Annotated in this window: 23 protein-coding genes and 1 pseudogene; 5 read left to right on the top strand and 19 right to left on the bottom strand. The window is 64.9% G+C overall.

What is annotated here, in order from left to right:
• Window positions 1–60 precede the first annotated feature (60 nt).
• The 6 genes from clpB to EJ069_RS30330 form a co-directional block, all read right to left on the bottom strand.
• Window positions 61–2,667, bottom strand: a complete 2,607-nt coding sequence (clpB, locus tag EJ069_RS30355; protein WP_126064257.1) for an ATP-dependent chaperone ClpB — start codon at window positions 2,665–2,667, stop codon at window positions 61–63.
• 310 nt (window positions 2,668–2,977) lie between these two features.
• The gene (locus tag EJ069_RS30350) at window positions 2,978–3,979 is read right to left on the bottom strand and encodes a DUF4167 domain-containing protein (protein WP_245456364.1); all 1,002 of its coding nucleotides are present in this window, start codon (window positions 3,977–3,979) and stop codon (window positions 2,978–2,980) included.
• Window positions 3,980–4,310: 331 nt separating this feature from the next.
• On the bottom strand, window positions 4,311–5,189 hold the full coding sequence (gene prmC, locus EJ069_RS30345) for a peptide chain release factor N(5)-glutamine methyltransferase (RefSeq protein ID WP_126064255.1): 879 nt from the start codon (window positions 5,187–5,189) through the stop codon (window positions 4,311–4,313).
• Window positions 5,182–6,261 carry a peptide chain release factor 1 gene (gene prfA, locus EJ069_RS30340; RefSeq protein ID WP_126064254.1) on the bottom strand — a complete coding sequence of 360 codons (1,080 nt, stop codon included), beginning with the start codon at window positions 6,259–6,261 and terminating at the stop codon, window positions 5,182–5,184. The genes prmC and prfA overlap by 8 nt, the downstream gene beginning before the upstream one ends.
• A 139-nt stretch (window positions 6,262–6,400) precedes the next feature.
• Window positions 6,401–8,671: a phosphoenolpyruvate--protein phosphotransferase gene (gene ptsP, locus EJ069_RS30335; RefSeq protein WP_126064253.1), complete on the bottom strand. Its 2,271-nt coding sequence runs from the start codon at window positions 8,669–8,671 to the stop codon at window positions 6,401–6,403.
• An 83-nt stretch (window positions 8,672–8,754) separates the two neighbouring features.
• Window positions 8,755–10,008, bottom strand: a complete 1,254-nt coding sequence (locus EJ069_RS30330; protein WP_126064252.1) for an aspartate kinase — start codon at window positions 10,006–10,008, stop codon at window positions 8,755–8,757.
• A gap of 214 nt (window positions 10,009–10,222) precedes the next feature.
• Between EJ069_RS30330 and EJ069_RS30325 the strand changes: the two genes are divergently transcribed.
• Entirely contained in the window at window positions 10,223–10,519 is a 297-nt protein-coding gene (locus EJ069_RS30325; protein ID WP_126064251.1) for a hypothetical protein, read from the top strand.
• A 29-nt stretch (window positions 10,520–10,548) separates the two neighbouring features.
• Here the strand turns inward: EJ069_RS30325 and EJ069_RS30320 are convergent, their stop codons facing one another.
• Window positions 10,549–12,786 carry a sensor domain-containing diguanylate cyclase gene (locus EJ069_RS30320; protein WP_189476039.1) on the bottom strand — a complete coding sequence of 746 codons (2,238 nt, stop codon included), beginning with the start codon at window positions 12,784–12,786 and terminating at the stop codon, window positions 10,549–10,551.
• A 112-nt stretch (window positions 12,787–12,898) separates the two neighbouring features.
• Window positions 12,899–13,051: a hypothetical protein gene (locus tag EJ069_RS32945; RefSeq protein WP_189476037.1), complete on the bottom strand. Its 153-nt coding sequence runs from the start codon at window positions 13,049–13,051 to the stop codon at window positions 12,899–12,901.
• 356 nt (window positions 13,052–13,407) lie between these two features.
• Here EJ069_RS32945 and ubiG point away from each other — a divergent pair, with 356 nt between their 5' ends.
• A complete protein-coding gene (ubiG, locus tag EJ069_RS30310; protein WP_126064249.1) occupies window positions 13,408–14,157 on the top strand; it encodes a bifunctional 2-polyprenyl-6-hydroxyphenol methylase/3-demethylubiquinol 3-O-methyltransferase UbiG in 750 nt (249 codons plus the stop codon).
• 12 nt (window positions 14,158–14,169) lie between these two features.
• On the opposite strand, the gene EJ069_RS30305 is transcribed toward ubiG, so the two are convergent.
• Complete coding sequence (locus EJ069_RS30305; protein ID WP_126064248.1) at window positions 14,170–14,673, bottom strand: flavin reductase family protein; 504 nt, start codon at window positions 14,671–14,673, stop codon at window positions 14,170–14,172.
• Window positions 14,674–14,819: 146 nt separating this feature from the next.
• Window positions 14,820–15,752 (bottom strand): DMT family transporter, encoded by a 933-nt coding sequence (locus tag EJ069_RS30300; protein ID WP_126064247.1) that lies wholly within the window; start codon window positions 15,750–15,752, stop codon window positions 14,820–14,822.
• A gap of 99 nt (window positions 15,753–15,851) precedes the next feature.
• Here EJ069_RS30300 and EJ069_RS30295 point away from each other — a divergent pair, with 99 nt between their 5' ends.
• Window positions 15,852–16,346: a MarR family transcriptional regulator gene (locus EJ069_RS30295; RefSeq protein ID WP_126064246.1), complete on the top strand. Its 495-nt coding sequence runs from the start codon at window positions 15,852–15,854 to the stop codon at window positions 16,344–16,346.
• Here the strand turns inward: EJ069_RS30295 and EJ069_RS30290 are convergent.
• The 4 genes from EJ069_RS30290 to EJ069_RS30275 form a co-directional block, all read right to left on the bottom strand.
• On the bottom strand, window positions 16,343–16,768 hold the full coding sequence (locus EJ069_RS30290; protein WP_042647698.1) for a DUF1178 family protein: 426 nt from the start codon (window positions 16,766–16,768) through the stop codon (window positions 16,343–16,345). The genes EJ069_RS30295 and EJ069_RS30290 overlap by 4 nt on opposite strands.
• Complete coding sequence (locus EJ069_RS30285; RefSeq protein ID WP_126064245.1) at window positions 16,765–17,631, bottom strand: carbon-nitrogen hydrolase family protein; 867 nt, start codon at window positions 17,629–17,631, stop codon at window positions 16,765–16,767. Before EJ069_RS30285 ends, EJ069_RS30290 begins: the two co-directional genes overlap by 4 nt.
• A gap of 2 nt (window positions 17,632–17,633) precedes the next feature.
• Window positions 17,634–17,897, bottom strand: a complete 264-nt coding sequence (gene grxC / locus EJ069_RS30280) for a glutaredoxin 3 (RefSeq protein WP_126064244.1) — start codon at window positions 17,895–17,897, stop codon at window positions 17,634–17,636.
• A gap of 75 nt (window positions 17,898–17,972) precedes the next feature.
• Window positions 17,973–18,773: a ComF family protein gene (locus EJ069_RS30275; RefSeq protein ID WP_126064243.1), complete on the bottom strand. Its 801-nt coding sequence runs from the start codon at window positions 18,771–18,773 to the stop codon at window positions 17,973–17,975.
• A gap of 65 nt (window positions 18,774–18,838) precedes the next feature.
• On the opposite strand from EJ069_RS30275, the gene EJ069_RS30270 reads away from it, so the two are divergent.
• A complete protein-coding gene (locus tag EJ069_RS30270; protein ID WP_126064242.1) occupies window positions 18,839–19,711 on the top strand; it encodes a methyltransferase domain-containing protein in 873 nt (290 codons plus the stop codon).
• Between the two features lie 29 nt (window positions 19,712–19,740).
• Here EJ069_RS30270 and EJ069_RS30265 read toward each other — a convergent pair whose 3' ends face one another.
• The 5 genes from EJ069_RS30265 to argJ all read right to left on the bottom strand — a co-directional run bounded on the left by EJ069_RS30265 (window position 19,741) and on the right by argJ (window position 22,945).
• Window positions 19,741–19,926: a Flp family type IVb pilin gene (locus EJ069_RS30265; protein WP_126064241.1), complete on the bottom strand. Its 186-nt coding sequence runs from the start codon at window positions 19,924–19,926 to the stop codon at window positions 19,741–19,743.
• Between the two features lie 104 nt (window positions 19,927–20,030).
• Entirely contained in the window at window positions 20,031–20,351 is a 321-nt protein-coding gene (locus EJ069_RS30260; protein WP_126064240.1) for a hypothetical protein, read from the bottom strand.
• Window positions 20,352–20,505: 154 nt separating this feature from the next.
• On the bottom strand, window positions 20,506–20,928 hold the full coding sequence (locus EJ069_RS30255) for a (deoxy)nucleoside triphosphate pyrophosphohydrolase (RefSeq protein WP_126064239.1): 423 nt from the start codon (window positions 20,926–20,928) through the stop codon (window positions 20,506–20,508).
• Complete coding sequence (locus EJ069_RS30250; RefSeq protein ID WP_189342222.1) at window positions 20,925–21,704, bottom strand: GNAT family N-acetyltransferase; 780 nt, start codon at window positions 21,702–21,704, stop codon at window positions 20,925–20,927. Before EJ069_RS30250 ends, EJ069_RS30255 begins: the two co-directional genes overlap by 4 nt.
• The gene (gene argJ, locus EJ069_RS30245; RefSeq protein ID WP_126064238.1) at window positions 21,704–22,945 is read right to left on the bottom strand and encodes a bifunctional glutamate N-acetyltransferase/amino-acid acetyltransferase ArgJ; all 1,242 of its coding nucleotides are present in this window, start codon (window positions 22,943–22,945) and stop codon (window positions 21,704–21,706) included. The genes EJ069_RS30250 and argJ overlap by 1 nt, the downstream gene beginning before the upstream one ends.
• Window positions 22,946–23,134: 189 nt before the next feature.
• On the opposite strand from argJ, the pseudogene EJ069_RS30240 reads away from it, so the two are divergent.
• Window positions 23,135–23,717 (top strand): annotated as a pseudogene (locus tag EJ069_RS30240) (TetR/AcrR family transcriptional regulator).
• Window positions 23,718–23,777: the final 60 nt, after the last annotated feature.

Raw genomic sequence — 23,777 nt, 5'->3', positions numbered from 1 at the left:
TAACAAAGCGCGCCGCACCGGTTCGGTGCGACGCGCTTGTTCATTCCAACTTGCCGGAGATCAGGCGGCGGCTTCCGTCGCCACCACCGTCGGCTTCGAGCGGAAGTTCAACCGGTCGGAACCCGCCGTGACTTTGACGGTCGAACCGTCGAGAATCTCGCCGAGCAGGATCTTCTCCGCCAGCGGGTCTTGCAGCTCCTTCTGCATCACCCGCTTCAGCGGCCGGGCGCCATAGGCCGGGTCGTAGCCCTTCGAGGCCAGCCACTCGATCGCGTCGTGATCGAGCGACAGCGTGATCTTGCGGTCGACGAGCAGGTTCTCCAGCCGCTTGAGCTGGATCTCGACGATGCGGTCCATGTCCTGCCGACGCAGCCGGTGGAACAGGATCACCTCGTCGACGCGGTTGAGGAACTCCGGCCGGAACGAGGCTTTCACCACGCTCATGACCTCGTCACGCACGGCATCGACATCCTGATCATCGCTGAGGCTGACCAGGTATTCGGCGCCGAGGTTGGACGTCATGATGATCAGCGTGTTGCGGAAGTCGACCGTGCGGCCCTGACCGTCGGTCAGGCGGCCGTCATCGAGCACCTGCAGGAGCACGTTGAACACATCCGGATGCGCCTTCTCGATCTCGTCGAACAGCACGACCTGATAGGGCCGGCGCCGCACCGCTTCGGTCAGCGCGCCGCCTTCCTCATAGCCGACATAGCCGGGAGGCGCGCCGATCAGCCGGGCGACGGAGTGCTTCTCCATGAACTCCGACATGTCGATGCGCACCAGCGCCGTCTCGTCGTCGAACAGGAAGCTTGCCAGCGCCTTGGTGAGCTCGGTCTTGCCGACGCCGGTCGGCCCGAGGAACATGAACGAGCCGATCGGCCGGTTCGGATCCTGCAGGCCGGCGCGGGCGCGCCGAACGGCCTTGGACACCGCCTGCACGGCTTCGCCCTGGCCGACGACGCGCTTGCCGATCTCGTCTTCCATGCGCAGCAGCTTCTCGCGCTGCCCTTCCAGCATCTTGTCGACCGGAATGCCGGTCCAGCGCGACACGACATGCGCGACGTGATCAGGGGTGACCACCTCTTCCACCATGCCGGTCTTGCCGTCCTGGGCCTCGGCTTCCTTGAGCTTCTTCTCCAGTTCCGGGATCTTGCCATAAGCAAGCTCGCCGGCGCGCTGGAACTCGCCCTTGCGCTGCGCGATCGCCAGCTCGTTGCGCATCTCGTCGAGCTGCTTCTTGAGGTCGGCGGCGAGCCCGAGCTTCTGCTTCTCGGCTTGCCATTTCGAGGTGAGCTCGGTGGACTCCTCTTCCAGGCCGGCGAGTTCCTTCTCCAGCCGGGCAAGCCGGTCCTTCGAAGCCTCGTCCTTCTCGACCTTCAGCGCCTCGCGCTCGATCTTCAGCTGCATGATGCGGCGGTCGACCTCGTCCAGCGCCTCGGGCTTGGAATCGACCTGCATGCGCAGCCGCGACGCCGCCTCGTCGACCAAGTCGATCGCCTTGTCCGGCAGGAAGCGGTCGGCGATGTAGCGGTTGGAAAGCGTCGCCGCCGACACCAGCGCCGAATCGGAGATGCGCACCTTGTGGTGCTGCTCGTATTTCTCCTTCAGGCCGCGCAGGATCGAAACCGTGTCCTCCACGGTCGGCTCGTCGACGAAGACGGGCTGAAAACGGCGGGCAAGGGCGGGATCCTTCTCGACATGCTTGCGGTATTCGTCGAGCGTGGTCGCGCCGACGCAGTGCAACTCGCCGCGCGCCAGCGCGGGCTTCAACAGGTTCGACGCGTCCATAGCGCCGTCGGCCTTGCCGGCGCCGACCAGCGTGTGCATCTCGTCGATGAACAGGATGATGTTGCCGCTGGCCGAGGTGACCTCGTTGAGCACGGCCTTCAGCCGCTCCTCGAACTCGCCGCGATATTTCGCGCCGGCAATCAGCGCGCCCATGTCGAGCGCCATCAACTGCTTGTCCTTCAGCGATTCCGGCACGTCGCCATTGACGATGCGCAGCGCCAGGCCCTCGGCGATCGCCGTCTTGCCGACGCCCGGCTCGCCGATCAGCACCGGGTTGTTCTTGGTGCGGCGCGACAGCACCTGGATAGTGCGGCGGATCTCGTCGTCGCGGCCGATGACCGGATCGAGCTTGCCCGCGCGGGCGTCGGCCGTCAGGTCGCGCGCATATTTCTTCAGCGCGTCATAGCCCTGCTCGGCACTCGCCGAATCGGCGGTGCGGCCCTTGCGGATATCATTGATGGCCTGGTTGAGCGCCTGCGCGGTGACGCCGGCCTTGGACAGGATGTCGGCGGTCTTGGCCGACTTCTCCATGACAAGCGCCTGCAGCAGCCGCTCGACGGTGACGAAGCTGTCGCCGGCCTTCTTGGCCAGGTCCTCGGCGGTCGAGAACACCTTGGCGAGCGGCTGGGCAAGATAGAGCTGGCCATTGCCGCCTTCGACCTTGGGCATTGCCTCGAGTGCCGTCTCGACGCCGAGCTTGACGTCGCGGGCATTGCCGCCGGCGCGCTCGATCAGGGACGCGGCAAGGCCCTCGTCATCGTCGACGAGCACCTTCAGCATATGTTCAGGCGTGAATTGCTGATGGTTGCGCGAGAGCGCCATGGTCTGCGCGGACTGGATGAAGCCGCGCACGCGCTCCGAGTATTTTTCAAGATTCATATCTGTCTCCTTCCGTCACCGGCCCGCTTTGCGGCACCGGATCAGATTGCGGTGACGGACCCGCTCATAGGAGCCGAGCCCTGTTCAGCCGAGATATGGTGTATGGGCCGCGGTCCCTCAAGACGCCTTGATGCCGATCAAAGCAGAATATTCCACCGCATGTCGCCCAAAAGTGCGCGGCTGTTTTGGGGCAAGCGAAATGCATCGAGCAAAGAGAGCTAAAGCGCGCCGTGACGCGCTTTAGCCGCGCGCGAAGGAAAACGGCGGAGAAAGATCCCCGCCGTCTGCAATGCCTGAAATGGTGTTTGCGTCAGTTGTTGGCGTCGGCGGTCACAGGCTCGCCGGGAGCTTCGCCGGCGACCGGCGCCGGCTCGCTGGCGACAGGCTCGCTTGCCGGCCTTGCCTCTTCGGCCGGCTTGGCGCCGGCCTCGCCGCCATTGCTCGGCGCGTTATGTGCTTCGCCTGAATTTTCGGGGCTTGCGCCCTGCGGCTGGTCGCCCTGCTCGCCATTGCCGGCCTGGTCGGCGTAGGTGCCGCGCGGGCGGCGCGGACGCCGCGGCCGGCGACCGCCGCCATTGTCCATGGCGGCTTCGTTGAGCTCCGCCTGTGCGGCGAGCGCTGCCGGCGAGAAACTGTCGAACTGCGGCGCCTGCTCGGCCTGGGATCCGGCCTCTCCAGCGGCCTCGGGCTGCGCCGGGGTCTCATTGCGCCGGTTTTGGTCGAACTGCTGGCCGCCATGCTCGCCGCGCTGGGCGTTGTCGCCACGCTGACCGTTCTGGCCATACTGGCCATAGCCGCCGTTGCGGCGGTCACGATGCCGGTCGCGGTTGTCGCGGTTGTCGCGCTGGTTGTTGTCGCGCCGGTTGTTGTCGCGGCCGTTTTCCTGGTTGTAGGCAAGTTCCGCCGGCGTGCCTTCGATCACAGGCTGCGGCCCTGAGCCATTCGCCGCGGCCGGCGCCTCGGCTCCACTGCCGTTGCTGTTGCCGACAGAATCGAACTCGTCACGATCCTCATCGAGATCGTCGTCGAAGTCGTCGCGGTTTTGCTGGGCGTTCTGGATCGGCATCTGCGCTTGCGCGGCGGCAATGATGCGATTGTAGTGCTCGGCGTGCTGGAGATAGTTCTCCGCCATCACCCTGTCGCCGGAGCTCTGCGCGTCACGGGCGAGTGTGGCGTATTTTTCGGCGATCTGTTGAGCCGATCCGCGGATCTTCACGTCCGGGCCGTTGCTCTCGTAGGTGCGGGTCAGGGGATTTGGCCCCTTGCGGTTGTTGTTGTTGCCACCGCCGCCATTGTTATTGCGACCGCGCATGCGCCTGTTCTGCTGTTGTGGCCTCATTAGACTCTCTTCATAGTGAATTTTCGAAAAACTCTTCACGAACGGAGGCGCTCATGCAGCCAGCCGTTTCGTTTCTTCACCGGCGTTCGCCCGCATCAATTGCGTTGGCGCCACGTGCCATCCTGTTCCGGTTACATCACTTGCCGGACGATTCCCGCACGAAGCTTGGGCGTCGTTTGCGCAAGAAGGCAGCTATTTCCAAGGAAAACCGAATCGCTGGGAGCACTGCCTGCTTCGTCTCATCCGGTTGAGCCGGACCCTAACTGCATTCCCTTATATTGCCAAGCGGTTTTTTCGCGCTGCATCAGGGCTTTCGCCGCTCGAACACCAGAACTCTGTCATTGCCACCGAGGTCGCGATGTGTCCCGGTTAACACATAGCCCGCTGCCGCGAATATTCCGCTGACCTCGTTTTTCTGCGTGTGGCCGATCTCGACCGCTACTCTGCCTTGCGTTTCCAGAAATCCTGCCGCTCCGGCGGCAATGACCCGGTAGGGGTCCAAACCATCCGCACCGCCATCCAAGGCCCGGTGCGGGTCGAAATCGCGGACCTCGTCCTGCAGATTTCCAATCTCTCGACTGGGTATATAGGGAGGGTTCGAGGCAATTACATGGTAGGACCCCGAAACTTTTTCGAACCAGTTGGAATGCAAGGCTTTGAAGCGCCCGCCGAGCCCCAGATCCCGGGCATTTCCGGCCGCAGTCGCCAATGCGTCTGGTGAAATGTCGACGCCCGTCGCGCTGGCAGCCGGAACGGCGTTGAGCAGGGCCAGCGCGATGGCGCCGGTGCCTGTGCCGAGATCGAGAATGCGGCATTCGCCGAGCCGTTCGGCAGTTGTCCTGGCGAAAGGCAGAATGGCGTCGACCAGCGTCTCGGTGTCCGGCCGGGGCTCAAGCGTCTCCGGGGAGAGCGACAGTCGCAAGCCGTAGAATTCGCGGTAGCCGAGGATGCGGTGCGCCGGCTCGCCTGCGACGCGACGCCTCAGGGCCGCTTCGATGGCGGAAAGCGCCGCCGAACCCACCTTTTGCCCTGGTTCGGCAATGGCCTGGGTGCGGGTCGTGCCGGAGAAATGTTCGACGATCAGCCGGGAATCGAGCGCGGGATCGTCAATGCCGTCGGCGGCCAGACGTTCGCGCGCCGCCCTGAGCAGCGGGCCAAGCGCAGCGGGCAGTCGATCAGCCATCGAGGCTCATATCGGCAAGCAGCTTCGACTGATGGTCGGCGATCAGCGCGTCGATGACCTCGTCGAGCTCGCCCATCATCACCCGGTCGAGCTTGTAGAGCGTGAGGTTGATGCGATGGTCGGTGACGCGCCCTTGCGGGAAGTTGTAGGTGCGTATGCGCTCCGACCGGTCGCCGGACCCGACCTGCGATTTTCGCGACGACGAGCGCTCCTCATCCGCGCGGCTACGCTCCAGGTCGTAGAGACGCGCGCGCAGGATCTGCATGGCGCGCGCCCGGTTCTGGTGCTGCGACTTCTCCGCCTGCACCACCATGATGCCGGTCGGCAGATGGGTGATGCGAACCGCCGAGTCGGTGGTGTTGACATGCTGGCCGCCGGACCCCGAGGCGCGCATTGTGTCGATGCGGATATCCTCCGGCCGGATATCAATATCGACCTCCTCGGCCTCGGGCAGCACGGCGACCGTTGCCGCCGAGGTATGGATGCGCCCGCCGGCTTCGGTTTCCGGCACGCGCTGGACGCGGTGAACGCCGGATTCGAACTTCAGATGCGCGAACACGCCCTTTCCCGACACCGAGGCGATGATTTCCTTGTAGCCGCCGACCTCGCCGTCGCTTGCCGAAACGACTTCGAACCGCCAGCCGCGCGAGGCGGCGTAGCGCTCATACATGCGGAAGAGATCGCCTGCGAACAGCGCTGCCTCGTCGCCGCCGGTGCCGGCGCGGATTTCGAGGATCGCGTTCCTCTCATCGGCCGCGTCCTTGGGCAGGAGCAGTATCTGGATATCCTTCTGCAGCGCCTCGATGCGGCTCTCCACCTGAGGCAGGTCCGCCTCGGCCAAGGCCCGCATCTCGGCATCGGTTGCCTTGTCGGCGAGCATCGCCTCGAGATCCGCCTGCTCCTGCTCGGCGGCTCGCAACGACCGGATCTTGCCCACCATCTCCTGGATGTCGGCATATTCGGAAGCCATTTTGACATATTGATCGGCGGCAGGCCCGGCCGCCATCTGCGCTTCGAGCATGTCGAAACGCTTGACGACTTGATCCATGCGGTCGCGAGGCAGGTTGATCATGGTCTTCGAACTTCGATGGAATTCACGTCAGGGCGAGTCGAAAATGGCGAGTTTCGAGAACCGGAGCGGAATGTACATTTAGGTACATGAGCACCGGAAGCGCAGAAAATCGCCATTTGCAGACCGCCCTCACGTGAATCTAGAGCGGAATAGAACGGTCGTCGGCAAAGGCTTGCAGCAGCGCCCGCATCGGCGTTCCCAGGCTGGGCGCCATCAGATTGTCCTTGAAGAAGTCTTTCAGCTCCTGCAGCGGCAGCTCTGTCAGCATCGCCTTGACCGGGCCGATCGAGGCCGGCGACATCGAGATCGAGCGGAAGCCGAGGCCGATTAGCGCCATCGCCGAGATCGGCTTGCCGGCCAGCTCGCCGCAGAGCGTCACCGGCGTGTTGTTGCGCACGCCGGCATCGGCAATCGTCTTCAACACCCGCAGGAATGGCGCCGAAAGCGTGTCGAAACGGTCGGCGAGCTGCGTGTTGCCGCGGTCGACCGCCATCATGAACTGGAAGAGGTCGTTGGAGCCGACCGAAACGAAATCCACCGCCTTCATCAATTCGTCGAGCTGGAACAAGAGCGAGGGCACTTCCAGCATCGCGCCGAGCTTGAGGCTGGTGGGCAGGTGATGGGCAAAGCGCGATAGGTGCCGGACCTCCCGGTCGATGATCTCGCGCGCCTGCGCGATCTCCGACAGCTCGGTCACCATAGGCAGCATCAGCTTCAGCTCGCGGCCGCCGCTGGCCTTCAGCAGCGCCCGAATCTGCGTTCTGAGCAGGCCGGGACGATCGAGCGTCAGCCGGATCGCGCGCCAGCCGAGCGCCGGGTTTTCCTCCTGGATCGCGCCCTTGAAATAAGGCAGCACCTTGTCGCCACCGATGTCGATGGTGCGGAAGGTGACCGGCTTGCCGCGCGCGGCATCGAGGACGTCACGGTAGAGCCGCTCCTGCGCCTCGGCGCGCGGAAAGGTCGAGGCCACCATGAACTGCAATTCGGTGCGGAACAGGCCGATGCCGGCGGCGCCCGATTCGGTCAGCTGCGGCAGGTCGACGGCAAGACCGGCATTCATCAGGAGATCGACCGGAACCCCGTCCTTAGTCACGGACGGCTTCTTGCGCAGCTCGCGATAGACTTCCTGCCGCCGGGCCCGGAACCGGACTTTTTCTGCGTATGCGGCCTCGAGGTCCGACTGCGGCCGCAGATGGATGGTGCCCTCCTCGCCGTCGACGATGATGGCGTCGCCGTTTTCCGCCATGGAAACAGCGCCCTTCATCTGGCCGGCGACGGGAATTCCCATGGCGCGGGCGACGATGACGACATGGCTGGTCGCGGCGCCATCCTCCAGCACCAGGCCGCGCAGCTTGTCCCTGGGATAGTCGAGCAGTTCGGCCGCGCCCATCGAACGGGCGACGATGATGGCGTCCTTGGGCAGGGAGGCCGCGACATCCTCCGGGCCGCGCCCCATCAACTGGCGCAGCAGCCGGTTGGCAAGGTCGTCGAAATCGCTCATCCGCTCGCGCAGATAAGGGTCTGTCATGTGCAGCATGCGGGCGCGCATGTCGCTCTGCACCTTCTCGACCGCCGCTTCCGCGGTCAGGCCGTTGCGGATCGCCTCTTCCAGCCGGCGCACCCAACCGCTGTCATTGGCGAACATGCGATAGGCCTCGAGCACCTCCCGGTGCTCGCCCTCGAAGGCGACTTCGCGCCGCTCCAGCATGTCGTCGATGGAAAGCCTGAGCGAGCCGAGCGAGGACTGCAGCCGGCGCACCTCCTCCTCGCTGTCCTCGTTGAACAGGTTGGTGACGACGATGCGCGGCTCGTGCAGCACGACATGGCCGAGCCCGACGCCGTCATTGAAGGAGAGGCCGGTGAAGCTCACCGGGCGGCGCAGGTCGAGCTCCAGCCCGGGCCGGGTCAGGCGCGCGAGATCGCCGGTGGCGATCATCTCGGCGATCACCATCGCCGTGGTTTCGAGTGCCTCGACCTCGTCGTCGCGGTAATGGCGCATGGTCTTGTTCTGCACCACCAGCACGCCCAGCGTGCGCCCCGCCCTCAGCACCGGCACGCCGAGGAAGGAATTGTAGATCTCTTCGCCCGTCTCCGGCAGGTAGGCGAAAGCCGGATGCTCCTGCGCGTTGGATAAGTTGAGCGGCCGCGCGCTGGCGGCGATCGTGCCGACCAGGCCCTGCCCCAGCCGCAACTGCGACAGGTGGACAGCGTTCGGGTTCAGACCCTCGGTGGCGTAGAGCTCGAGCACGGAGTCGGCGCGCAGCACATAGAGCGAGCAGACTTCCGCCACCATGTTGGAGGCGATGTCGCGCACGATGCGGTCGAGCCGCTCCTGCGGCTCCAGCGGCTCCTGCATGAGCTCGCGAAGCCGTTTGAGCAGAACGCGCGGGCCACCGGCCGTATCACGCATCGCGGCTTGTTCTCCAATGGGCATTTCGCCCGCTGCAGTTTCTCCTGCGGCCGGCGTTCACGCAACAACTGACTCAGTTCTTGCTATTGCTTATCCAGACCGTAGACGGAATGCAAAGTACGAACTGCAAGTTCCGTATAGGGACCGTCGATCAGTATCGAGATTTTGATCTCGGAAGTGGTGATGGCGCGGATGTTGATCGCCTTGTCGGCCAGGGTCTTGAAGGCGGTGGCGGCGACGCCGGCATGGCTCCTCATGCCGATGCCGATGACCGAGACCTTCGACATGCCGGCTTCCGACTGCACGACATCGTAACCGACTTCGGCTTTCAGCTTCTCCAGCACGGCAAGCGCCTTGTCGACATCGCCGGACGGCACGGTGAAGGTCATGTCGGTGAACTTGCCGTCCTCGGAGATGTTCTGGACGATCATGTCGACATTGATGTTGGCTTCGGCCAGCGGGCCGAAAATGCCGGCGGCGACGCCTGGACGGTCGCCGACGCGGCGCAGCGAAATCTGCGCTTCGTCCTTGGCGTAGGCAATTCCGGTGACGACCTGCTGTTCCACGATCTCTTCCTCGTCGCAAATGAGCGTTCCGGGCGGATTGAGCAAATCCCCCATTCCGGGCGCATCGGGATCGTCGAAGGACGACCGCACGAAGGTACGCACCCTGTGTACCATGGCAAGCTCGACCGAGCGCACCTGCAGCACCTTGGCGCCGAGCGAAGCCATTTCGAGCATTTCCTCGAAGGAAATCTTGGCCAGGCGCCGGGCTTTCGGCTCGATGCGCGGATCGGTGGTGTAGACGCCGTCGACATCGGTGTAGATGTCGCAGCGGTCGGCCTTGACCGCCGCGGCGATCGCGACGGCGCTTGTATCGGAGCCGCCGCGGCCGAGCGTGGCGATGCGGTTGTCCGGGCCGATGCCCTGGAAACCGGCGATCACCGCCACCTGGCCCTCGCCGAAGCGCTTGATCAGGAAAGCGCCGTCTATGTCGAGGATGCGCGCCGCGCCATGCGCATTGTCAGTCTTGATCGGGATCTGCCAGCCCTGCCACGAGCGGGCGTGCACCCCCATGCTCTGCAGCGTGATTGCCAACAGGCCGGCGGTGACCTGTTCGCCCGAAGCGACGACCGCGTCATATTCGCGCGCGTCATGCATCGGCGAGGCCTCGCGCGTCCAGGCGACCAGTTCGTTGGTCTTGCCGGCCATCGCCGACACCACGACCGCCACCTCATGGCCGGCATCGACCTCGCGTTTGACATGGCGCGCCACATTGCGGATGCGGGCGATGTCGGCGACCGAGGTTCCGCCGAATTTCATCACGATACGCGCCATGGAAGCGAAATGCCTTTGACTGAAGCCGGCGCAAGGCCGGAACCGAAGGAAACGCCAGGGGTTAAGCCAGGCGCGGAAATGCGCGGCCTCCTTAGCCAAAACAACAAGGCTTCGCAAGCGAGCGGGCTATAGCCGGCCCGACAACGCTCATCCTGACGGATTTCTGTCGCCGATCGTGCCATAAACTGCCGAAACCCGGCCTTTGGAGATTCTCATGACCGAGACCCTGGAAATCGTCACCTTCCGCCTCAAGCCCGGCACCGAAGCCGGCTTTGTCGCCAACAACGGGGTCATGACCGACTGGCTTGCCCGGCAGCCGGGCTTTCTTGCCCGCCACCTCGGCAGGCGTGAGGATGGCGCCTGGGTGGACGTCGTGCGCTGGCAGAGCCTGGATCAGGCCCAGGCGGCGGCCGACCGCATCATCGCCGAGATCGGCGACAGCGAGGCCGTGCAGGCGATCGAGCCCGCCAGCGTTGTCATGAGCCATGCCGAAATTGCGCTGTCGCGCTGATGCATTTCGCCCGAAGCGGATGCCGCAGCTCAGCCCTCAGCCGCGCTTCTGCCCGGAGCGGGAATGTCCCAGTCGGGATCGGTCTTGCGTAATCCGGCGACAACCCGATCGCGCCCGTCCGCCTTTGCCTGGTACAGCGAACGATCGGCAGCGTTGACGATTTCGGCCCATGAGGAGCCGAGTTCGGGGAAGGCGGATACACCGAACGAGGCGGTAATGGTGCCCAATGTGCGCCCGCGATGCGCCAGATGCAGCTGCTTGACCGCCTTTCTCAGAGCCTCGGCGCGCTCGGCGGCATCGACAAGTGAGGTTCCGGGCATCATCACCGCGAACTCTTCGCCGCCATAGCGCGACACCACGTCGCTTTCCCGGGCATGGTCGAGCAGCGTGCTGGCCACCTGCTTGAGCACGAGATCGCCGGCCTCGTGACCGAATGTGTCGTTGAACTGTTTGAAATGGTCGACGTCGAGCATGATCACCGCCATGGGCTGCCCCGAGCGTTCCAGGCGCCGCAGTTCGCGGCTGCTCGTCTCCTCGAGATAGCGGCGGTTGTAGAGGCCGGTGTTGGGATCACGGATCGATTGCTGCCGCAGCGTCTCGCGCAGCCGTAAATTGGCCAGCGCCAGCGCCAGCGTGTCGACGACACCGCGCAACACCTGTTGCCGCTGGGAGACCCAATCCGGCCTATCGGCAGCGTTGGGCTCGCAGAGATGCACGATGCCCAGCGTTTCGCCCTGAGCCGCCAGCGGCACGCAGAGATAGCCGCGCCCGCCGTTCTCGCTGATGTGGTTGCAACGCGGCGTGAGCATGCCCGGCCCGGCGGCATGCTCCTGGCCGCGGCGCAGGGCCCAGCAGTCTTCAGGCGCGAATTGCCCCACGCTGGACCGGATTTCCCCCCAATGCGCCATCTCCTCGACCAGATTGCGCGAGGCGCTGGTCAGGTGGACGCTTCCGCTCAAGCCGCCGAAAAAGTCCGGCATCGCCGAACCAACCACCGAAAACGCCTCCTGAAAGGTGACGCAGGCCTGGAGCAGTTCACCGAGCTTGACCAGGCGGTTGGTGGCTTCCGTGGTTTGTTTCAGTTCCCGGTTCAGCACCGCCAGTTCCTCGGCACGGTCATTGACCGCCCGCTCGGCGCTGCGCAGTTCGCTGATATCGCTGAGCGTCAGCACGATGCCGCCATCGGCCCGGTTGAGCGGATTGCAGCTGGCGATCACCGGCAGTTGCGAGCCGTCGGGCCTTACCAACCGCACCTCGCCTTGATGCCGCCGGCCGGTGGCAAGGGTCAGTTCGACCGGAGAGGTTCCGGGCGCAAGCTTGTCGCCGGAAGCACTTCGCATATCCAGGATCGAGCGCCACTCCTGCCCCTCGATTCTGCTGGCGTGCCGTCCGGCGAGGTCGGCCGCGGCCGGGTTGACGGATACGACTCGCCCTTCGCCATCGATGACGGCGATGCCTTCGGCGACGGTGCGCACGATATCCTCGATATAGGCCTTCTGGTCGATGAGCTGCAGCCGCGAGGATTCCAGCTCCGACGCCATGCTGTCGAAGCCTTGCGCCAACTGTCCGAACTCATCCCTGGACACGAGTCCGATACGGGCTCCGGCATCGCCACGCGCCAGCGCTTCGATGCCGCGATTGAGGTAGGCAAGACCAGAGCCCAAACGGCTGAGCAACAGGAAGGCGGAGAGCGCGGCAACCAGCATGGCGGCCACGGTGGAAAGGCCGACCAGCCAGAGCATCGCATTGGTGCGGTCCTGGGCGGCCTGCAGCAGGGGCGTGTATTCGTACAGCACGGCGCCAACGATCTCGTCGGGAGCGCCCTCGACCGGCACAACGACCAGGTTGATCGCTTCGGACACGTCGGCGCTGTCTTCGACGAAGCCGCGCGGCTCGCCATCGTCGAGCGTGCGGCCGACTTCATTGCCGCGATCATGCTCGAACACCGTTCCGACATTCCGTTCCTCACCGGGAATATCGGCCAGGATGATCTTGCCGCGATCGACGACGACGAGATCGCGTTTCGACCGGCTGTGCTGCGATGTCACGAACTCGCGCAGCGCGCCGGGTCTCTCGAACACAGGCCGTGGCGCATCGGCAGCCTTGAAGGCTATGGCCTCGGCCAGTTGCCGCCCCGCGCTTATTGCTTCGGCCAGTGCGTCGGACCTGGTCAGGGACATCTGCGAAAATATCGCGATAGCGCCCACCACGCCGATTAGGGCCGCAGCGCTCAGCAGCGTGGCAATGATCTGGGTCTTGATGCGCATCAAGCCCTCTCTCGACACACGGCCGGCAATGTACATGCCAAAGGCCGATCACGTCCTTGGAAATCGTCAACCCAGTAAATTTGATGTTAAAGGCTGCCGAATCCGGCTCGTCTCAGCCTGGGCGCGCCACACTTGTCCACAGGCCGGGACAATCGAGAACCAGATCGATCGGCGAGACATCCAGCACGGCCTCGTAACCGAACATGGGCGCGCTGTAGGCGTAGCGGTTTTCGTCCAGCCGACGATAGGTCTGATCCAGGGGCACAAACTCGAGCTGGGGAAAGCCAGATAGGCGGCTGGCGCGGGCGTCGTCTTGCCGGGACCAGGATCGAGGCACCCGTATTGAAGATTGGTGGCGGGTGTGAAACCGAGGTCGATGTCGACAAGGCCGGCTGCCTCTACGGAACGCCGGGCCGCGCCGCGGGGTTGCCGGTAACACGTGTGGCAGCAACCGAAAAACCCTGCCTTGACTTTTGGCGCCAAGGACCCGACTTCCTAACGCTCTACAGCGCCGCGCGTTCTCTCGGACGCGCAAAGGACGCTGTAGCAGTTTGACTTTGCGCATGATCCTTTTCCGAAAATCGATTCCGATTTTCGGAGTCATGCGCTGGAGACCCGCCTATGCCAGAACCCCGCCGATCGACCATCGATGCCGGAGAAGTCGAACGCTTTTCCGCCCTTGCCGCCGAATGGTGGAACCCGAACGGCAAGTTCCGTCCGCTGCACAAGTTCAATCCGATTCGGCTTGCCTATATCCGCGACCAGGTGGCGGCGCGTTTCGGCCGCGATCCGCGCGCGGCGCGGCCCTTCGAGGGCCTGCGCTTCCTGGATATCGGCTGCGGCGGCGGCTTGCTGTGCGAGCCGATGGCCCGGCTTGGCGCCGAAGTGGTCGGCGCCGACGCTTCGGCGACGAACATCGAAGTGGCCAAGCTGCATGCCGCGGAGGTCGGCGTCAGCATCGATTATCGGGCCACGACGGCCGAGGAACTGGCCGATGCCGGCGAGACCTTCGACGTCATTCTCAACATGGAAGTGGTCGAGCATGTCGCCGATGTCGATCTGTTCGTCGCCAAATGCGGCCAGATGGTCCGCCCGGGCGGCATCATGTTCGTCGCCACGATCAACCGCACGCTGAAGGCGCTCGGGCTCGCCATCATCGGCGCCGAATATGTGCTGCGCTGGCTGCCGCGCGGCACGCATCAGTTCGGCAAACTGGTGCGGCCGGACGAATTGGAAAAGGCGCTGGGCGCCGCAGGCCTCACAGTGATCGACCGCACCGGCGTCATCTATCATCCGCTGGCCGACCGCTGGCAGCGCTCGAAGGACATGGACGTCAACTACATGGTGCTGGCGGAGAAAGCCTCGGTCTGATCGCGTCAGACCTCAGGCTTCCAACGGCCGATAGCCGCCCCGCCAGTAGATCAGAGCCTGCCCAGCGTCCTGGGTTCTGACAGCTTCGACCGAACCGATGACGATCGAATGCGTGCCGCGGTCGATCATCTCGTCGAGGCTGCAGTCGAACGCGGCCACCGCATCGGTGAGCAACGACGCGCCGGTCTTCAGCGTCGTCCATTCGGCGCCTTCATAACGGTCCTTGCCCCTGATGCCGCCGAAGCCGGAGAAGCGCTCGGCCACCCGCTGGTGCTGAGGCCCGAGCGAGTTGACGCCGAAATGCCGGTGGCGCTCGATGATCGGCCAGGTCGACGAGGAGCGGTTGACGCAGGCGATCACCTTCGGCGGTTCCGCCGACACCGACACCACCGAGATGACGACGAGGCCGGTGCGGTCGTCGCCGACGCCGGCCGTGATGACGCTGACATTGCCGACGATGAGCCGCATGGCGGCGCGGAAATCCGCGACGCTGACCGGACCTTCCGCGTTGGCCATGGCTTTCTCCTTTTTCGCCGAAAGCAATCTCACGAAAGATGCGTAGTCGTTCTCTGTCTGGAACAGCGTCAAGGCGAACTTAAAGCATGTCTCCCGAAAATGGGAACCGGTTTCGGGATAAGGACGTGCGCCGCGAGCAAAGAGGATTAGCTGCGGGACGACGCTGGCTCGATGCGAACCGGCGCCGGCGCACCAGCCTGGTTTTGCGCCTTGGTGGTGATGAACACGCCAGCGGTGATGATGGCCGCACCCAGCCAGGTCAAAAACTGGTAGTGCTCGCCGAGGAGGATCGTCCCGGCGAACAAGCCGACGGCCGCCGCCACATAGCCGATCTGGCTGAGATAGACCGGGCCGCCGACGGCCTGCAGGCGGAAGAAGAAGACGAACATTGCCGAGGCCGAGGCGACCTGCCCGACGATCACCAGCGGCACGCTGGCGAGCGGTGCGAAGGCCTGCCAGCCCAAAAGCGTCAGTATGCCGATGAGGAGCAGCGTGGCTGAGGCCAGGTGGCTGCCGACGGCGAGCTCGATCGGGCCGGTGCCTTCCGGCCAGTCGACGGTACGGTAGATGTTGCCGGCGGCAAGACTGACCGGAATGAGCAGACCGATCGCCACCCAGAAATAGTCCGCCGCCTGGCCGGCCTCGCCGCGCGTCAGCGCGACCATCACCGCGCCGACGAAGCCGACGGCGATGCCGATGACGCCGAGCAGGTTCGGACGCCTGACGCCGAGCAGGATCGAGAACACCAGCGTGATCACCGGCGACAGCGTGAACATGATGCCGGTGTAGCCGGCGCCGAGATGCGGGATGGCGGAAAACATCAAAAGATTGGGGATGGCATAGGAAATCGCTGCGGTGACGAAGAAATAGCGCAGCTTGTGCGGCGTCAGCCGGATGCGCTCGCCGCGCAGCAGAAGCGCAAGCAACAGCACGCCGCCGGCGCCGAACGAGATAATGAAAGCCCAGACCATGGCCGGCGCGCCGGCGGCGGTGGCGAGCTTGCCGAAGGGCAGCGTCATGCCGAGCAGGCCGCCGGTCACGACCAGAAGGCCGATCGCCGAATCCCAGAGAAATTTCATCGGGCTGTCCTGTCGCTGCGTGACCGCTTGGCGGCCGGTTCTTCATGCGATAAGATAGCGTGAAGATTCTTTACGTCAAGATACTTTGCGGTAAGCGATATGGATCGGGCGGGCAGGGCTATGGAACAGTGGCGGCGGGAGCGGCCGGATCTCGACGTGTCGCCGATGGGGGTGATCGGACGGCTGAACGAGGCCTCGGCGCTCATTGCGCGCGACCGGCTCGCGCCGGTCTTCGCCCGGTTCGGATTGCAGGCCGGCGAGTTCGACGTGCTGGCGACGTTGCGGCGGTCGGGCTCACCCTATGCGCTGACGCCGACCGAGCTCTATGAGGCGACGATGGTGACGTCAGGCGCCATGACCGCCCGCCTCGATCGCCTGGAAAAGGCCGGTCTGATCCAACGCGCGCCGCACCCGAGCGATCGGCGCGGCGTTGTCGTGCAGCTCACCGCGAAAGGCCGGGAGCTGACCGACACCGCACTCGCCGCTCATGTCGCCAACGAGCACGAAATGCTCGCCGGCCTGACGCGCGAGGACCGGGAAATGCTGGCGAAACTGCTGCAAAAACTGATCGGAAGTTTGAGTTCGCCGTCCTAATTCCGGTCGTCCGGAAAGCTGGGTATCGGCATGAACTCGACGCCGTCCTCGATCAGGCTTTGCGCCTCTTCCGGCGTCGCCTCGCCGTAGATGCCGCGCGGATCGGTCTCGCCGAAGTGGATCTTGCGCGCTTCCTCGGCGAACTTGTCGCCGACATAGTCGGCATTCTCGCGCACCTTCTCGGCCAGCGCCTTCAACTGCGCCAGCGCCTGCTTCTGCGCCTCGCCCATCGCTAGAGCGACCTTCTCCTGCCTGCGCGAGGTCGAAACGGCCGGCGCCATCAGCGCCTTCTCTATCTTGTGCGAACCGCAACTCGGGCAATCGACGAAGCCGCGCTTCTTCTGGGTGTCGAAGTCGTCATTGCTGCGAAACCAGGCTTCGAATTCGTGCTCGTGCTCGCAGATCAGGGAAAAGCGGATCAAGAGGCAGCACCCCTGAGACGTGGCGCTTCGCCTGCGCCGGCATTGACGGTGAAGTCGCGTGCGTTCTTCAGGTTGGGAATCTTGCGGCGCGCCGCAAGCGACTGCACCGGATCGATCTCGGCGACAATCACGCCCGGCTCGTTATGCGCGGCCTCGGCGATGACGCGCCCCCACGGATCGACGATCAGCGAATGGCCATAGGTCTCGCGGCCGTCCTCATGCAGGCCGCCCTGCGCTGCGGCGACGATATAGGCGCCGTTCTCGATGGCGCGGGCGCGCAAAAGCACATGCCAATGCGCCTCGCCGGTCTGGCGCGTGAAGGCGGCGGGCACCGTCAGCACCTCGGCCCCGGCCATAGCCTCGGCGCGGAACAGCTGCGGGAAGCGCAGGTCGTAGCAGACCGCAAAGCCCAGCTTCGTTCCATTGATGTCGGCAACGACCGCTTCCGTTCCCGGTTCGTAGGATGCGGATTCGCGCCAGCTCTCGCCATTGTCGAGGTCGACATCGAACATGTGGATCTTGTCGTAGCCGGCAGTCAGCGTGCCGTCGGGTGAAAACAGGAAGGCGCGGTTGGCGAGCTTGCCGTCGGCGCGACGGATCGCCGTCGAGCCGATATGCAGGTGGATGCCGAGCTCCTTAGCCAGCCTGCGCGCGGTAGCGACGACAATGTCCTTGTCCTCGGTGGTGAAAGCGGCCGCGCCGGCTTCCTTGTCGCGCACCAGCGCACCCGTCATTTCCGGTGTCTGGACATAGGTGGCGCCCTGGCCGGCGGCCTGGCGGACCAGGATTTCCATGTCGGCGGCGTTGCGTTCGGGGCTCGTGCCCGAACGCATCTGCACGGCGGCGGCCTTGAAAACACCCATGATCATCTCCCGTTGGCGAGCATCACATCCAGCCGGCCCTGCGACTCCAAGTCATGGAGATCGTCGCAGCCGCCGACATGCGTGTCGCCGATGAAAATCTGCGGAAAGGTGGTTCGCCCATGCGCCTTGGAAATCATTTCCTGGCGCAGTTCCGGCGAGAACGAGGCATCATGCTCGGTATAGCTCACGCCCTTGCGGTCGAGCAGCCGCTTGGCGGCGCTGCAGTAGCCGCACATCATCCTTGTATAGATCGTCACATCGACCATCGATCACAATCCTGCCAATGCATGTCGCCAATGGTTGTATTGACGCGACCTGCACCAAAAACAACGTTTGAGTTTCTATATAGTCGCGGACTCATCCGCCCGAAAGTCCCCCGGCAGGACTCGGGCGAACGTCAGTACGTCGACCGCTCCGGCGCCGCCCCGCTTCAGTGCCTTGGCGACCGCCCTCACCGTGGCGCCGGTGGTGTAGACATCGTCGACGACCAGCACCCGGCGGCCCGAGATTTCGATCTCGGCCTCCGATGGAACGCGGAAGGCGGCGCGCACATTCTCCTCGCGCTCATGCCGTTCGAGCCCGACCTGCTGGCGCGTCAGCTTCACGCGTTTGATCGCGGATGGCGAGAATGGCAGCCCGCTGAGCTTTGCAACGGCGCGTCCAAGCTCCGCAGACTGGTTGAACTGGCGCCGGAAGAAGCGCCGCCAGTGCAACGGAACCGGCACGACCAGATCGGCCTCGGCAATCAGCTCCGCGCCGGCGCGGAGCATCCAGTTCGCCATCCAGGGCGCCAGGTCCGTCCGGTCCTGGTATTTCAGCCCCTGAACCATCTGCCGGGCGACGCCCGAATAGATGACAGCGGCGCGCGCCCGCTCGAAGGGCGGCGGATCGGCGATCGCCTCCGCCGACAGAAACCCCTCGCCCATGTCGTGGGTGAAGGGCGTGCCCATCACCGGGCACCAGGGCTTCTCCAGCAGCCTGAGCTTCGGCCAGCAGGCGCCGCACAAGACGCCGGGCTGCGACACATGGCGACGGCAGCCGGCGCAAACCGGCGGAAACAACAGACGCGCCGGCCAGGCCAGTGCCTGCCGCGTCATGTCCTGAACCGCGCTGGTCTTGATCTTGTGCACCGGATCGGCCACGTGAAAGGAAACCCCTCGCCACATTAACACCACTCTGGCGGGCGCGGACAACAGGAAGCTTTTGATTGCAGCCTTTGATCGACACTGAGCTCTGGCTCGCGCGCAAGCGCCGGGCCCTCGCCCGCCCCGTCGAGGGTGCCGATTTCCTGATGCGTCGAGCGGCCGAAGACCTTGCCGATCGGCTGGGTGCTGTCGAGCGCCGCTTCGGCAAGGCGGCCGCGCTGTTCTGCCAAACGTCGGCGGCGGCCGACGTGCTCGCCGCCAGCGGCAACGTCGGCGAGATCGTGCGCGTCGAGATGGACGAAGCGCTTCTGGCCGGCGGCCCGGGCCTGGTGGCGCCGCCGGAAACCGTGCCGTTCGAGGACGGCAGCCTCGATCTTGTCGTCTCCCTGCTCTCGCTGCACGCGATGAACGACATTCCCGGCGTGCTGGCGCAAATCCGCCGGGCGCTGAAACCGGACGGGCTTTTCCTTGGCGCTCTTGCCGGCGCGGGTACGCTGGCCGAGTTGCGCGAAAGCATGCTGACGGCCGAGACGGAGCTTTACGGCGGCGCGAGCCCGCGCATTCTTCCCTTCACCGACGTGCGCGATGCGGGCGCTTTGCTGCAGCGCGCCGGCCTGGCATTGCCTGTCGCCGATGTCGAAGCGGTCGCCGTGCGCTACGATACGCTCTTCGATCTCGCCGCCGACCTGCGCGCCATGGGCGAGACCAGCCCGCTCATCGACCGCAGCCGGCGACCCGGCAGCAGGCGTTTGTTTGCCCACGCGGCCGAAATCTATGCCGAACGGTTCTCAGACCCGGATGGCCGCATCCGCGCAAGCTTTTCGATTGTCTGGATGTCCGGCTGGGCGCCTGACGCCTCGCAGCAGAAGCCGCTCAAGCCTGGATCAGCCAAGGTATCGCTGAAGGCGATCCTGGAGAATCCGCCGAAGGGCTGACTGCGTCTCTGATTGCCCGATCGGTTTCGTCAGTGGGAGAAGGCCTGGACCAGCCTGCTGTTGTTGTCGCTGAACAGCCATTGGAGCGCATCCGCTGCCCTGCCTACGCCGCCGATGATGGTAAGCGACAGCACGGTAACGATCAGGCCATATTCGATGGCCGTGGCGCCGGTCTCATCCCTTACGAATTGCTGCAGCAGGTTTTTCATGGCCATCCATCCCTTATGCAGAAATTCTAGTGTCCTACCCGTTAAGAAAGGTTAACGGTGAAAGCTTAACGGCGAGTGAAATGCCGGTGTCCCAAAAATCATTAACCATGTCAGCACTCGCCGCTGCGGCTGCCGTCATTGCGGATGACGCAGATTGAACTGGGCATCGGCTGCAGCACACTGCGGCGCACCGTGTATGTATTTGTGCGATGGCCGATCGACCCGGTCGCTGTCATGTCGAGCCCGACAGGCAAGCCGTCGCGGGTGCCCTGCGATCGCGTCTGGCTGTCCAGGAAAGGCGTTGCGATCAGCGCCAGCGCCACGGCGGCCGAGCCGAAGAGAAGCGTTACTCGCAGGATGCCCATGCCGGCATCCGCGGCGCGGAAGCCTCGGTCAGGCCGGATCGAGTCCCACTCTCTTTCAAGACTCATGCCGTTGTTCCCGGTCATCAACGATGTTGCCGCGCGAAACGGCCTCCCGCAATTTTTCACGTCGAGATAAATCTTCCATTAACGCTGGCTAAAGCAGCTCCGGAAAACGACGCTTTCGGCAAACGGTGAACGGCCGCGAAGACAGGTCGCGAAATTACAGCAGATCGATCAGGAACTGGATCAGCGGCGCGTCGGCCGGCGGCATCGGATAGTCGCGCATCTGCCGCGGCCTGACCCATTTCAGCCCCTGCCCTTCCCTGGGCTGCGCGATCCCGCGAAAGCGGCGGCAGACATAAAGCGGCATCAGCAGATGGAAATCGTCATAGGAATGGCTGGCGAAGGTGAGCGGCGCCAGGCACGGAATCTCCGTCTCGATGCCGAGTTCCTCATGCAGCTCGCGAACCAGGCACTCCTCAGGCGTCTCGCCGGGCTCGACCTTGCCGCCAGGAAACTCCCATAGGCCGGCAAGCTGCTTGCCCTCCGGGCGCTGCGCCAGGAGCACGCGTCGGTCGGCATCGACCAGCGCGCAGGCGGCGACCAGCAGCAGGCGCTTTCCGGCTGGCTTCACCTCGCTCATGCGCCCGGCGGCCGTCGATAGTGGTAGCGGTAGACTTCCTCGAAGCCGAGCGACCGGTAGAGCGAGAGCGCCGGTAGATTGCCGGCCTCGACCTGCAGCCAGGCTTCGCGCGCGCCGCGCAGCCGCGCCCATTTCAGCGCCGACAGGATGAGATTGCGACCATGGCCCTGTTTGCGGGCCGATTTTTCGGTGGCGACCTCGAACAGGCCGGCGAGATCGCCATCATGGACGCAGATCAGCGTCGCCAGCGGCTCGTTGCCGTCCTCCAGCGCGAACAGCCCAGCTTCGGGCTGAATGGCGCCGATGACCTCCGACAGGCCGGGCCGCAGCGAGGCGTCCGAGCCGCTGGTCCTCAGCGACGCGCCGATGAAGCGGCTGATGTCCTTGAGCGGTATCTGGTCCATGGCCGCGCCGAGCTCGAGGTCCTTGAGCGGCAGCCGCATGACCATGGATTCGTCGAACCTGTTCCAGCCGGCCTTGTCGAGATGCGTGGACAGCACCTGTCCCGACAGCGGCGACATGCGAAAGGTCAGCGGCCTGCCATAGGCATCGAAGCGGCGCGCGGCGCGGCCGATGCGCTCCTCGATGGCGTGCGTGTCGCCCGGATCGAGCGGATTGACCGAGTTCAGGCGCTTGGCCGGATGCCCGGCGGTCAGCCGCACCACCCAGGTCCCGTCATAATGGACGGCCGCCGCCGGCCAGGCGCGAAAGCCCGCCGCCTCGTAGCGGCGCACGACCGCCAGCACGCTTGCCGGATGCCTGGACACCGGCGCCATCAGCTCCGGTAGTCGCCGTTGATGGCGACATATTCCTTGGTGAGGTCGCAGGTCCACACCGTCGCCTTGCCGCGGCCGATGCCGATATCGGCGCGGATGCGGATGTCGTCGCGCTTCATATAGGCAGACGTCGCTTCCTCCGAATAGGCCGGATCGCGCTCGCCCTCATGCGCGAGGCGATTGTCGCCGAACCAGATCGACAGCCGGTCGCGGTCGGCCGGCTCGCCGGCCTTGCCGACGGCCATGACGACGCGGCCCCAATTGGCGTCCTCGCCGGCGACGGCCGTCTTGACCAGCGGCGAATTGGCGATCGAAAGCGCGATGCGCTTGGCCGAACGCGCCGATTTGGCGCCGGTCACCGTGACCTCGACCAGCTTGCGCGCGCCCTCGCCGTCGCGCACCACTTGCAGCGCCAGCGACTTCAACACCTTGCCGAGCGCCCGACGGAACGCGCCAAGCCGCGCGTCCTTGGCATCGCTGATCACCGGCGCGCCGCGCGCGGCGGCCTTGCCGGTGGCGAAGATGAGCAGAGTGTCGCTGGTCGAGGTGTCGCTGTCGACGGTCACCGCGTTGAAGGTCTTGGCCGTGCCGCGCGACAACAGGTCCTGCAGCACGGGCGCGGCGATCGGCGCGTCGGTGGCGATGAAGGAAAGCATCGTCGCCATGTCGGGCGCGATCATGCCGGCGCCCTTGGCGATGCCGTTGATCGTCACGTCGGCGTCGCCGAGCTTGACCGTCGCCGTCGCCACCTTCGGATAGCTGTCGGTGGTCATGATGGCCTTTGCCGCCTCGGTCCACAGATCGGGCTTTCCGTCCTTGACCAGGCCGGCGAGCAGATGGCTGAATTTGGTGGTGTCGAGCGGCTCGCCGATGACGCCGGTCGAGGCCAGGAATACCTCGCTTTCGGAACATCCTGCGGCCTTCGCCGCCGCCTCGCCGGTCAGCGCGGTCGAGACCTTGCCCTTCTTGCCGGTGAAGGCGTTGGCATTGCCGGAATTGACCACCAGCACGCGCGCCTTGCCAGCAGGCAGGTTCTGGCGGCAGAAGTCGACCGGCGCCGACGGGCATTTCGACCTGGTGAACACGCCGGCGACAGCCGTGCCCGGATCGAAGACCATGGCGAGCAGGTCGGTTCTATTCCGGTATTTGATGCCCGCTTCGGCGGTCGCGATGCGCACACCCTCGATGACCGGCATCTTGGGATATTTCTTCGGTGCGAGCGGCGAGATCGTAGCGGACATCGGAACCCCGGAACGGCAATGAAGCGAAAGGAAGGCCGGTTTGCCCGATAGCGCGTCCCGGCGCAAGGGGCGTTCTGGCCACGCCTGATCGCCCCAGCCGAAGCACTCGCGGTCTGGAAACGGATCGTTTCGTTTCGCTCGCGAAGCCAATATGATCGTCCCTAGATTCACCGGCTAAGGAAGACATCGATGGGCGAAGCCGCCGCTCGCGGGCGCAAGTCGATCGGCGCGAAACGAAATCCCGAGAGCGCCGATGCCATCATCGAGGCGGCCGAGGCCGTGTTGCGCGAGGCGGGCTATGCCGGCTTCTCGATCGAGGCCGTCGCCCGGCGGGCGCGGGCGGGAAAGCCGACCATCTATCGCTGGTGGCCGAGCAAGGCGGCGCTGCTGATCGAGATCTACCAGAGGCAGAAGCATGTCGAGACACCCGACACCGGAAACGTCAAGGACGACCTGGCCGGCTTTCTCGAAAATCTCTTCGCCCATTGGCGCGACACCCGTCGGGCAACATCTACCGCTCGCTGATCGCGGAGGCACAGTCGGACGAGGCAGCCGCGACCGTGCTTGCCGAGTATTCGAGGGAACGCCGCAGCCATACCGGCCGGATCATCGAGCGCGCCAAGGCGCGGGCGAGGTGGCGGCCGATGTCGATGCCGGGATCGTCGCCGATCTGATCGCGTCCTACGCCTGGCGGCATCTGCTGACCGGACGGCTCGACGAGGACGAGGCGGCGATCCGCGCCGCCGTCGGCTACATCACGCGGGGATTCTGACCGCCTGAGCCAAAAGCAAAAGGGCGCCGGTTGGCGCCCTTTCAGGATAACCAGGCCGAC

The sequence above is a fragment of the Mesorhizobium sp. M2A.F.Ca.ET.043.05.1.1 genome, from assembly GCF_003952445.1.
In the GTDB taxonomy this organism is placed as follows: domain Bacteria; phylum Pseudomonadota; class Alphaproteobacteria; order Rhizobiales; family Rhizobiaceae; genus Mesorhizobium.
This window is presented reverse-complemented; position numbering and strand designations above follow the sequence as displayed.